The sequence below is a fragment of the Haloechinothrix aidingensis genome, assembly GCF_013450155.1.
Lineage (GTDB): Bacteria > Actinomycetota > Actinomycetes > Mycobacteriales > Pseudonocardiaceae > Haloechinothrix > Haloechinothrix aidingensis.
Map to the genome: position 1 here is coordinate 373,852 of NZ_JACCKD010000003.1, position 11,117 is coordinate 384,968.

Sequence of the window (11,117 nt, forward strand, 5' to 3'; positions counted from 1 at the left end):
GCTGCCGCGACACCCGCGGCAGCGATGGAAGGTATGAACAAGGAGCCTCGTACATGGCAAACCAGGTCCGCGAGCAATGGGCTACGCGAGCCGGATTCCTGCTCGCCGCCATCGGGTCGGCGGTCGGGCTGGGCAACATCTGGCGGTTCCCCTACGTCGCCTACGAAGGCGGCGGTGGTGCGTTCCTCGTGCCCTACCTGATCGCTCTGTTCACAGCGGGTATCCCCCTGCTCGTGCTCGAGTACATCCTCGGCAACCGGTACCGCGGTTCCCCGCCGATCGCGTTCCTGCGGATGTCCCGGCCGACCCAGGCACTGGGCTGGTGGCAGGTAGCCATCTGCTTCGTGATCGCCGCCTACTACGCCGTGGTCATCGCCTGGGCGGTGCGTTTCACCGGCTTCTCGATCGGCCAGCAGTGGGGCGACGACCCGGAAGGCTTCCTGATGCAGGACTTCCTGCAGGTCGCCGCGGAGCCAGGCATGGTCTCCTCCTACGTCTCCGGGGTCGTGTGGCCCCTGATCGCGGTCTGGGTGGTGACGCTGGGCATCCTGGCGCTCGGTGTGCGGCGCGGCATCGAACGCGCGAACAAGATCTTCATCCCGCTGCTCGCCGCGCTCTTCCTCGTGCTCGTGGTGCGTGCGGTGACACTGCCCGGCGCGATGTCCGGGTTGGACGCGCTGTTCTCCCCCGACTGGTCGGCGATCACCGACAGCGCCGTGTGGGTGTCTGCCTACGGCCAGATCTTCTTCTCCCTGTCCATCGGCTTCGGCATCATGATCACCTACGCGTCGTACCTGCGCCGCGGTACCGATCTCACCGGTTCTGCCCTGGTCGCCGGGTTCGCCAACAGCTCGTTCGAGATCCTCGCGGGCATCGGTGTGTTCGCGACACTGGGCTTCATGGCCGTCACCGGCGGGATCGCGCTCGACGAGGTCGCCACCGACGGGATAGGCCTGGCCTTCGTCGCCTTCCCGGAGATCATCTCCAACATGCCGGCCGGCTCGCTGTTCGGCCTGCTGTTCTTCGGCTCCCTGGTCGTGGCCGGGATGTCCTCGCTGATCAGCATCGTCCAGGTGGTCATCGCCGCCGTGCAGGACCGCACCGGGATCGGCAGGATACCCGCGGTGCTGTGCGTCGGCGGCGCGATCGCGCTGGCGTCCATCCTGCTGTTCCCCACCGAAGAAGGTCTGTACCTGCTCGACGCAGCCGACCACTTCATCAACCAGTACGGCATCGCGCTGGCAGGCCTGGTCGTGGTCGTGGTCGTCAGCTGGGTGCTGCGTAAGCTCCCGGAGCTGCAGACGCACGCGGACGAGGCCTCGGCCATCCGGCTGGGTTGGTGGTGGCCTGTCACGCTCGGCGTGATCACTCCGCTGGTGCTCGGCTGGATGATGTGGGACAGCCTGCGTTCGGAGATCGCGGAGAACTACGAGGACTACCCCACGTCGTTCCTGCTCTCAGCGGGGTGGGCAGTAGCGATCGGCGCCGTGGTCTTCGGCGTGATCATGTCCTTCCTGCCCTGGAAGCGTGCCACTACCGAGTCCGCTGAAGAGCCCGCAGACGAAACCCCGAAAGTGAGCCGTTGATGTCCACGAGTGCCATCATCATGATGATCATCGCCATCACCCTGATCTGGGGCGGGCTCGCCGCGTCCATCGTCTTGCTGCGCAGGCATATCCAGCGAGCGGCGCAGGACACGGACAGCACCGGGGCGCCGTAACGATCGGCACGGCCGCCCCGGTACCGGTGCCCGCTCAGCGTGCGAGCTTGGCGAGTAGATCGTAGGAGTGCCGGCGATCCTCATGGTCATACACCATGGTGGTGACCATGAGTTCGTCGGCGCCCGTCTCGGAAAGCAGGTCCTGCAACCGGGCCCGCACGGTGTCCGGCGATCCCGCGATGCTCTTCTCCAGGCGCTTGTCCACGTAGGCGCGTTCCTGCTCGGTGAGGTCGACCCGTGCGGCCGTCCGCGGGCTCGGCAGCGGGATCGGCCGCCCGCGGCGCAGGCTCAGCTGCGCGAGCAGCCCCGGCACCGCGAGCGTGCGGGCCCGCTCGTCGGTGTCGGCGCAGATCACGGACACGCCGAGCAGGACGTACGGGGCATCCAGCACGGACGACGGCTGGAAGGCGTCCCGGTATGCCCGCAGCGCGGGTACGGTGTTCTTCGGGCTGAAATGGTGTGCGAACGAGAACGGCAACCCGAGCCGGCCCGCCAGCCTCGCGCTGAAGTCGCTCGAGCCGAGCAGCCATACCGGCGGCGCGTTGCCCTCGGCGGTGACGGCGTTGACTGCGCGGTCGCCGTCGCGATCGAAGTAGGACACGAGCTCGCTCAGCTGCTGCGGGAACTCCTCCGGCGAGACCATCCGGCCGCCGCGCACGGCATGCGCGGTACGCGGGTCGGTACCGGGTGCCCTCCCGAGGCCCAGGTCGATGCGGCCCGGGTGCAGCGCCTCGAGGGTGCCGAACTGCTCGGCGACCACGAGTGGCGTGTGGTTGGGCAGCATGACCCCACCCGAGCCCACCCGGATGCGCTCGGTCGCCGCGGCGATCTGGCCGACGAGCACGGCCGTCGCCGCGCTGGCGATGCCCGGCATGTTGTGGTGCTCGGCCACCCAGTACCGGTGGTAGCCCAGGTCCTCGACGTGGCGGGCGAGATCGACGGTGTTGTGTAGTGCCGCGCGCGCGTCCCCGTCCTCGGTGATCGGCGCGAGGTCCAGCACGGACAGCGGCACATCCTGCAGTGCACTCACACCCGGCGTCAACGTGCGAGCGCGCCGGTTGCTTCCCGATCGGCGCGAGCCGTGGTCTCGATCACGCCGCGAGTGCAGGCTGAATGACGCTCTCGGTCCACGGGAGGGAGTGAATGCGTCGTCCGGCACCCGCTGCTGGCATAATGCCAATAAATGACGTCTCGACGAGAGGGTTCTCGTGCAGGCAGGACACTCCTACCCACCCGAGCCGTGGCCGCTGCGCGGGCAGGCACACGTATCGCTGTGGCGGGTACCCGCGCGGCGGCTGCCTGCCGCCGTGCAGCGGGCGGTACCCCGCGGGGCCACGCCGGCCCGGTTCGGGCGCAGCGCCGTGCTCGCCACCGCATGGGTGAGCTACCAGCGTGGCAGCGTGCTGGAGTACGAGGAGCTGATGTGCACCGTCCTCGTGCGGCGCGGCAGGCGGTTGTTCCCGACGATCAGCCACATCTGGGTCGACAGCGCCGCCTCCCGGGACGGCGGGCGCGCCCTGTGGGCCATCCCGAAGGAGCTGGCCTCCTTCGAGGTCACGCCGGGAGCACGCAGGCGGGCGCGGGAGGTCGGTCCCGGCGCGGGCGTGCTCGCCACGACCGACCTCGACGTGCTCGCCACCCTCCCCTTCCGCGTGCCGTTCACGCTCGGTGTCCTCCAGTCGCGATCATCGACACCGCAACTCAGCCGGGTCCGTGGCAGCGCGCGCCCGGCGCTGAGCCGCGCACGCTGGTCCGTCGAGCACGCCGGCCCGCTGGGATTCCTGTCCGGTCTCCGCCCGCTCGCCACGGTCAGTATGCGGGACTTCCGCATGTGGTTCGGCGCGCTCGACACGCCGAACGCGTCCGGGAGGTCCGCTGGCCAGTAGGATCTACGCATGGGTAGCGTTCCCGGCGAGGATCCACGATGACGGATGATCAGCTGACGACCCACCTGCACACGCTCGGGCTGGATCCCGGGGCCGTCGAGGTCTATGTGTGGCTGCTCGCCGCCGGACCGGCCGGGCACGAGCGGCTCGCCACCGCGTTGGACCTGTCCCCCGACATGGTGCGGAAGCGGCTCACCACCCTCTATCAAGCAGGCCTGGTCACCACGACCGGCTCCGAGGACGACACCGCGAGCCCGGTCGAGCCCACCGCCGGGTTGCAGCGCCTCGCCCGCACCCGCGAGGCCGAGCTGCGGGCCGCCGAGGTCGCAGCGGTCAACGCCTACCGCTCGTTCAAGCGTGAGGTGTGGCAGCACTCCCCGGACGACATCGTCGAGGTGATCACGGCCCCCCATGTCGCGGAACGGGTCGAGCTGGAGGAGAGCACGGCAAGCAGCGAGGTGCTCCGGTTCGACTCGCCGCCGTACTCCACACCGTCCGGACCGAACGACGTGGAGGTGGCCAACCTGCGGCGCGGTGTCACGTACCGGGTGGTCTACGCCCGCGCTGCCGTCCGCCAGCCGGACTACTACTCGTCGAACATCCAGCCGTGCATCGCCGCCGGTGAGCAGGCGCGAGTGCTACCGACCGTCCCGGTCAAGCTCACGATCTATGACGGCAAGCTCGCCATGGTGTCCCTGTCCGACACCGGCGCCGACCTCAACCGCTCGATGCTGCTCGTCCGGCAGTCCAGCCTGCTCGACGCGCTGTACGGCCTGTTCGAGACATCCTGGCGCGCCGCGTTACCCATGCATCTCGGCACGAAGGAACCGTCCACGCTCCGGCCGATCGAACGCAGGATCATCGAGCTACTCGCGAGCGGAATCACCGACGCAGGGATCGCCGAGCTGCTCGGGATCAGCAGGCGCACCCTTTCCCGGCATGTGGAGAGCCTGACCACACGTGCCGGTGTCGTCAGCCGGTTCCAACTTGCCGTCTACGCGTGCCGGAACGGCTGGATCTGAGACGCCTCCCACGAAGGGCTCGGTAGGGTGGTGCGCATGGCACGTCTCACCCGTGCGGAAAGCCAAGCGCGCACCCGAGAGCAACTCGTCAGCACGGCCAAGGAGCTCTTCCTGACCGACGGCTACTGGGCGACGTCGCTGGAGAAGGTCGCGGATGCCGCAGGCTACTCCAAGGGCGCGGTGTACTCGAACTTCCGGAACAAGGACGAGCTCTGCCTCGCCGTACTCGACGCGATCCACGCCGAGCAGGCCGAACGCATCGTCCGAGCCATCGCCGGGAAGGAGACGCTCGCCGAGCGACTGGACGGGTTCGAGAAATGGGCCGAGGAGACCATCGGTGACCAGAGCTGGACCGCGCTGGAGGTGGAGTTCGCCACCAACGTGCGCAGGGACGAGCGGCTCCGGACGGAGCTGGCCAACCGGGACGCCACGATACGGGGCATGCTCACCGACCTGATCAGGGCGAACCTCACCGAGTTCGACGTCGAGCTGCCCGTACCCGCCGAAGACCTCTCGGCGGCCGTGCTCAGCCTCGGCATCGGGCTCGGCGTGCAGCGCGCGATCGACCCGTCGATCCCGGTCCGCGTGCTCACCGACACGATGCGGGCGATGCTGGGCCTGCCCTTGCGCTGAGGGACCACCGGCGCACGGTGGTCCGACACCCGGCACCCGGTGTCCGGCGATCTGCCGCAGGTGTGCGGGCCGAGCCGCGAGCGAGGGTGTCGCGCCGGTCGGCCGCTGACCGGCTTCGGCGTCCCGATTGCCACTGACCGGCGCCGAGGAGCAGGCTGGAGGGTGAGCGGTGGCGCTACCGGGGTGCCACCCCGATCCGGAAGGGGGTGGATCGTGTACGCGCGCTCCACCACAGTCCAAGCGCGTCCGGACTTGATCGATGCCGGTATCCGGCATATCCGCGACGAGGTCATGCCGGCGTTGCAAGGCATGGCAGGGTGCAACGGTCTGTCCATGCTGGTGGACAGGGAATCGGGTCGCTGCATTGCCACGAGCTCATGGGAGTCCGCGGAAGCCATGCGGGCCACGGAAGACGAAGTCCGGACCATCCGTGATCGCGCCGCCGAGCTCCTCGGCGGCAGGGCCCAGGTCGACGAGTGGGAGATCGCCGCGCTGCATCGCCACCGTGCCTCGGGCGAGGGAGCCTGCGTCCGCGCAACGTGGTTCCGGGTCGATCCCGCCGATGTCGATCGCGGCATCGACGTGTACAAGATGGGCTTACTGCCCGAGATCGAGCAGCTCGAGGGGTTCTGCAGCGCCAGCCTGTTCGTCGACCGCGCGGCCGGGATCGCGGTCTCGTCGTTGACCTACGACAGTGAGGAGGCGATGGAACGCACAAGGAACCGCGCCGATTCCCTGCGCACGGCAGGTGCGCGGGAAGCAGGCGTCGAGGTTCTCGATGTCTGCGAGTTCGAGCTGGCCGTTGCGCACCTGCGGGTGCCCGAGACGGCCTGAGCGCGCACCTGACCGGAGTCGTGCCGCATGACGCGTTCAGTCCATCTGGCGGAGTGAAGGCGTCACGCGGCACACCGGTCGTGTCGACGGTGGCTCGCGGATCTCACCCGGCAGACCGCGCACCGGTACTCGCCTCGGCGAGGGTGGGCTCGATCAGCGCCGTCCACTGCCGCACGATCTTCCGGCGACGGGCGGCGTCGTCGCTGAGCAGGTTCGCCAACCCGAGGCCGCGCGCGAGGTCGAGGGTGGCCTGCACCGTCTCTCGCACCCCCTGCACCGTCTCGTCGACCCCGAGCAGCTCGACCGCGGTGCGGTGCGCCTCCCGGCCGACATGGGCCTCGAGGGGCCGCACGATCGCGCCGAGCTGTTCCTCGGTCGACGCGGCAACCCACAGGTGCAGTGCGGCACGAAAGGTCGGCCCCGTGTACAGGTCGAGCAGCATCGCTACGACCGCCTCGGTCCGCACCGGACCGCTCGGCAGCTGCGCCGCCTTCTCGTGCAGCTCCGCGACCTGGACATCGGAGATGTGTTGCACCGCGGCGGTTACCAGGTCCTCACGCGCCGGGAAGTGGTGCTGAGCAGCGCCGCGGGAGACGCCGGCCCGCTCGGCGACGACCGCGACTGTGGTGCGTGTCCATCCGAGCTCCGGGAGGCAGGCGGTAGCGGCTTCCAGCAGCCTGCGGCGCGTGGTCCTGCTGCGTTCCTGCTGCGGTTCCCGCACCGCGTTCGGCTGCCCCTGGTCAGGCACGTTCCACCCAGAAGTCGAGCTCGAGGTCCTCTTCCCGGTCACCGATGCGGTAGCGGGCGAAGTCGGTCACACCGGCCGCGGCGAGGACCTCGTCGTCGATGAGGAACTGGCCGGTGGCCTCGGCACTCGGCCGCGTCACGATCGCGTGCGCCGCGTCCGCCATGATGTCGGGTGTCCGTGACCGGTCGGCCAGCTCGGCGCCCACCACGTTGCGGATCGCGGCGGTGTCGATCGTCGTCCGGGGCCACAACGAGTTCGCCGCGATGCCGTCGGCACGGAGCTCCTCGGACAGCCCCAGCGTCACCAGGCTCATCCCGTACTTCGCGATGGTATAGGCGGTGCCGACCGAACCGAACCACTTGGGGTCGACACTGATGGGTGGCGACAGTGTCAGGATGTGCGGGTTACCGGACTGCCGCAGGTGCGGAATGGCGCTCTGGGACAGCAGGAACGACCCGCGCGTGTTGATGTCCTGCATCAGGTCGTAGCGCTTCATGTCGATCGACGCCGTCGGGGTGAGGTCGATCGCACTCGCGTTGTTGACCACGACGTCGATCCCGCCGAACTGCTCGGCGGTCTGGGCGACCGCCGAGTGGACCGCGTCGTCGTCGCGGATGTCCCCGACGATCGGTAGTGCCTGTCCCCCGGCTTCCTCCACAGCCTTGGCCGCGGTGTAGAGCGTGCCCGGAAGCTTCGGGTGTGGCTCCGCCGTCTTGGCGATCATGGCGACATTCGCCCCGTCGGCGGCCGCGCGCAGCGCGATCGCCTCGCCGATGCCCCTGCTGCCACCGGACATGATCAGTGTCTTACCTGCGAGCGTGCTCATGGGTCGCCCTTCGTTCGCGTTCGCGGTCACACGGTCGGCACGTGTCTCGTCCACCCCGACACTATGCGGGCGGGCGGCGCCGCCCCGTGGCGGGCCCGCCGACACCGCCCCTGTATCGAACGGATGTCCGCCCGACCTGTGCGGTACCGGCTCAGTACGACTTGGGAAGTCCGAGGCTGTGCTGTGCCACGAAGTTGAGCACCATCTCCCTGCTCACCGGCGCGATACGCCCGACACGTGCTGCCGCGATCATCGCGCCGAGCCCGTACTCGGAAGCGAGCCCGTTCCCGCCGTGGGTCTGCACGGCCTGGTCCACCGCACGTATCGCGGCTTCGGCAGCCGCGTACTTGGCCATGTTCGCCGCCTCACCGGCGCCCATGTCGTCGCCGGAGTCGTAGAGTGCCGCCGCCTTCTGGGTCATCAGCTTGGCAAGCTCGATCTCGACCTTGATCTCCGCGAGCGGATGGGAGATGCCCTGGTGCGCCCCGATGGGCGTATCCCAGACCTTGCGCACCTTCGCGTACTCGGTCGCCCGATCCAGCGCGAGCCTGGCGATGCCGAGCGAGAACGACGCCCCCATGATCCGCTCGGGGTTGAGCCCGGCGAACAGCTGGGCGATCGCGGCGTCCTCGGAACCGACCAGCGCGTTGCCCGGCAGCCGCACGTCGTCGAAGAACAGGCTGAACTGCTTGTCGGCCGAGGTCAGATCCATCTCGATCGGCTTGGCCTCGAGCCCGGGGCTGTCGGTCGGCACGATGTACAGGGCAGGCTTGAGGTTGCCCGTGCGCGCGTCGGTGGTACGGCCGACCACGAGCACCGCATCGGCCTCGTCCACCCCGGAGATGAACACCTTCTGCCCGTTGAGCACCCAGCCGTCACCGTCGCGTCGCGCCGTCGTCGTGATGTTGTGCGCGTTCGAACCCGCGTCCGGCTCGGTGATCGCGAACGCCATCCGCACCTCGCCGGTGGCGAAGCCAGGCAACCAGTGGTCTCGTTGCTCCTGGGTGCCGAACCGGGAGAGCACTGTCGCGCAGATCGCGGGCGAGACCACCATCAGCAGCATGGGGGTTCCTGCGGCGCAGAACTCCTCGCACACCGCGGACAGGTCGCCGATCCCCCCTCCCCCGCCGCCGTACTGCTCCGGTACCGCCACTCCGAGGTAGCCGAGCCGGCCCGCCGCGTCCCACAGCTCGTCGGTGTGCCCGCCGCTGCGCGCCTGCGCGAGGTAGTACTCGTGACCGTAGGAGCTGCCGAGCTCGAAGACGGCCTTGCGCAGCGCGGTACGCTCCTCGGGCTCGGTGAAGGTCATGGTTGTGCTCATGAGGTACCCGCTTCCTGACGAGAGTCGTCGTCCTGTTCGTCCGCCGGTCGCACCACCGCGAGTACGGCGCCGAGGTCGACCTGCTGACCGGCTTCCACGTTGAGCTCGCTGACGACACCGTCGGCCGGTGCCGTGACCTGGTGTTCCATCTTCATCGCTTCCAGCCACAGCACGGGCTGGCCCGCCGCTACGTGCTCACCACGCTGGACGGCCACCCGCAGGACGGCTCCGGGCATCGGTGCGAGCATCGATCCTTCCGCGACCGCGGCCTCCGGGTCGGTGAACCGGGGCAGCGGGCGTAGCGCCACGGGCCCGAGGGGCGAGTCCACGCAGACGAGCCCCGGATGGTGCGCGACCTCGAAGTTCCTGCGCACACCGTGCACCGTCAACGTGACGTTGTCCGGGCCCGCCTGGACGAGGTCGACGCCGGGGTACTCGGCAGCGTGCAGTCCGGACCGCGTCAGCCGGTACTCCACCTGATAGGTCCGATCGCCCGCGGTGAAGCTCTTGCGTTGCGGCTGGGACGCCACGTTCCGCCACCCGCTCGGCAGACCCCGCAACACCGTCGCCCGGTCCCGATTGATCGAGGCTGCCGACAGCGCGGCAGCCAGCGCGGACAGCCGGTGTGCCTCCTCGCCTGCCAGCGGGGACGCCAGTGTCGCGAGGTCGTGCCGGGTGAGGAAGGCCGTGTCGGTCTCGCCGGCGAGGAAGGCCGGGTGCCGGAGGATGTTCACCAGCAGGTCGCGGTTCGTCGCCAGGCCGTGAACCGAGGCTTCCGCCAGCGCGGTGGAAAGCGCGCGCGCCGCCTCGGCCCTGCTGGGTGCCCACGAGATCACCTTGGCGAGCATCGGATCGTAGTGCACGCCGACGACCGAGCCGTCGCCGACGCCGGAGTCCAGCCGCACCCCGAACCGCGACGGCAGCGCGAACTCGGCTGTGACGCGCGGGACGTGCAGCCGGTGCACCGGGCCGCTCTGCGGCTGCCACTCGACGTCGTCGCCCGCGGAGACGACCGTCTCGGCGTAGAGCCGGACCTCGATCGCGTGCCCGTTCGGGCGCTCCGCCCTGGCGTCCGGGTCGGTCAGCCGCTGTCCCTCCGCGATCCTGATCTGCTCGGCTACCAGGTCGACTCCCGCCGTGCACTCGGTGACCGGGTGCTCGACCTGCAGGCGCGTGTTCATCTCGAGGAAGAAGAACTCCCCGTCGGCCGTGGCGAGGAACTCCACGGTGCCCGCCCCGCGGTAGTCGATGGCCTCGGCGGCCTTCCGCGCGGCATCGAACAGCTCGGCCCGCATCCCGTCGTCCACGAACGGGGACGGGGCCTCCTCGACGACCTTCTGGTGCCTGCGCTGGATGGAGCACTCCCGCTCCCCGACAGCCCACACCGAGCCGTGGTCGTCCGCGAGGACCTGCACCTCGATATGGCGGCCGGTATCCACGTAGCGCTCGCAGAACACCGTGGAGTCACCGAACGCCGAGCCCGCCTCGGCCTTGGCGCCCGCGATGGCGTCGGGCAACTCGTCGAGGGCGTATACCACCCGCATCCCGCGGCCGCCACCGCCCGCGGCCGCCTTTACCAGTAGCGGGAGGTCGGCCTCGGTGACATCAGCGGGGTCGAGCTCGGCGAGCACCGGCACGCCGGCCTCTGCCATGATCCGCTTCGACTCCACTTTGGATCCCATAGCCTCGATGGCGGCCGGCGGAGGTCCGATCCAGGTGAGTCCCGCGTCCGTGACGGCGCGCGCGAACTTGGCGTTCTCGGACAGGAAGCCGTATCCGGGGTGGATCGCATCGGCCCCGCAGGCGCGGGCGGCATCGATAACCAGGTCGGAGCGCAGGTAGGTATCCCCTGGGGCGTCGCCGGGCAGCCGGACCGCTGCCGAGGCCTCGGCTACGTGGGGCGAGTCCGCGTCCGCGTCGGAGTACACCGCGGCAGAGGCGATGCCGAGCTCGCCGCAGGTGCGGAACACGCGGCGCGCGATCTCGCCACGGTTGGCGACGAGCACGTTGGCGATCTGGTTGACCGGCACCGCCGGTGACTGGCTGCTCATGACATCCTCACTGTGTATCCCGGGATACCCGCCGCCCGCGCGGGCGGTAAGCCGAACGCTGGGTGTGTCATACGCC

At 69.5% G+C, this 11,117-nt stretch carries 11 protein-coding genes; 6 read left to right on the forward strand and 5 right to left on the reverse strand.

What is annotated here, in order from left to right:
- Positions 1 to 53: 53 nt before the first annotated feature.
- Complete coding sequence (locus tag H0B56_RS10145) at positions 54 to 1,586, forward strand: sodium-dependent transporter (protein ID WP_180892725.1); 1,533 nt, start codon at positions 54 to 56, stop codon at positions 1,584 to 1,586.
- Positions 1,586 to 1,720, forward strand: coding sequence for a methionine/alanine import family NSS transporter small subunit (locus H0B56_RS10150; protein WP_180892726.1), 135 nt, complete (start codon positions 1,586 to 1,588; stop codon positions 1,718 to 1,720). The genes H0B56_RS10145 and H0B56_RS10150 overlap by 1 nt, the downstream gene beginning before the upstream one ends.
- A gap of 34 nt (positions 1,721 to 1,754) precedes the next feature.
- Here the strand turns inward: H0B56_RS10150 and H0B56_RS10155 are convergent, their stop codons facing one another.
- The gene (locus tag H0B56_RS10155; RefSeq protein WP_343063835.1) at positions 1,755 to 2,750 is read right to left on the reverse strand and encodes an LLM class flavin-dependent oxidoreductase; all 996 of its coding nucleotides are present in this window, start codon (positions 2,748 to 2,750) and stop codon (positions 1,755 to 1,757) included.
- A 178-nt stretch (positions 2,751 to 2,928) separates the two neighbouring features.
- Here H0B56_RS10155 and H0B56_RS10160 point away from each other — a divergent pair, with 178 nt between their 5' ends.
- From H0B56_RS10160 to H0B56_RS10175, 4 genes are all read left to right on the forward strand, one after another.
- Positions 2,929 to 3,606 carry an acetoacetate decarboxylase family protein gene (locus H0B56_RS10160; protein ID WP_180892727.1) on the forward strand — a complete coding sequence of 226 codons (678 nt, stop codon included), beginning with the start codon at positions 2,929 to 2,931 and terminating at the stop codon, positions 3,604 to 3,606.
- 38 nt (positions 3,607 to 3,644) lie between these two features.
- The gene (locus tag H0B56_RS10165; RefSeq protein ID WP_180892728.1) at positions 3,645 to 4,628 is read left to right on the forward strand and encodes a helix-turn-helix transcriptional regulator; all 984 of its coding nucleotides are present in this window, start codon (positions 3,645 to 3,647) and stop codon (positions 4,626 to 4,628) included.
- Between the two features lie 36 nt (positions 4,629 to 4,664).
- On the forward strand, positions 4,665 to 5,261 hold the full coding sequence (locus H0B56_RS10170; protein ID WP_180892729.1) for a TetR/AcrR family transcriptional regulator: 597 nt from the start codon (positions 4,665 to 4,667) through the stop codon (positions 5,259 to 5,261).
- Between the two features lie 213 nt (positions 5,262 to 5,474).
- Positions 5,475 to 6,095: a hypothetical protein gene (locus H0B56_RS10175; RefSeq protein WP_180892730.1), complete on the forward strand. Its 621-nt coding sequence runs from the start codon at positions 5,475 to 5,477 to the stop codon at positions 6,093 to 6,095.
- Positions 6,096 to 6,198: 103 nt separating this feature from the next.
- On the opposite strand, the gene H0B56_RS10180 is transcribed toward H0B56_RS10175, so the two are convergent.
- From H0B56_RS10180 to H0B56_RS10195, 4 genes are all read right to left on the reverse strand, one after another.
- Positions 6,199 to 6,843 carry a TetR/AcrR family transcriptional regulator gene (locus H0B56_RS10180; RefSeq protein ID WP_343063836.1) on the reverse strand — a complete coding sequence of 215 codons (645 nt, stop codon included), beginning with the start codon at positions 6,841 to 6,843 and terminating at the stop codon, positions 6,199 to 6,201.
- The gene (locus H0B56_RS10185) at positions 6,836 to 7,669 is read right to left on the reverse strand and encodes an SDR family oxidoreductase (protein WP_180892731.1); all 834 of its coding nucleotides are present in this window, start codon (positions 7,667 to 7,669) and stop codon (positions 6,836 to 6,838) included. Before H0B56_RS10185 ends, H0B56_RS10180 begins: the two co-directional genes overlap by 8 nt.
- 151 nt (positions 7,670 to 7,820) lie before the next feature.
- On the reverse strand, positions 7,821 to 8,978 hold the full coding sequence (locus H0B56_RS10190; protein ID WP_180892959.1) for an acyl-CoA dehydrogenase family protein: 1,158 nt from the start codon (positions 8,976 to 8,978) through the stop codon (positions 7,821 to 7,823).
- Between the two features lie 8 nt (positions 8,979 to 8,986).
- Complete coding sequence (locus H0B56_RS10195; protein ID WP_180892732.1) at positions 8,987 to 11,041, reverse strand: ATP-binding protein; 2,055 nt, start codon at positions 11,039 to 11,041, stop codon at positions 8,987 to 8,989.
- Between the last annotated feature and the right edge of the window lie 76 nt (positions 11,042 to 11,117).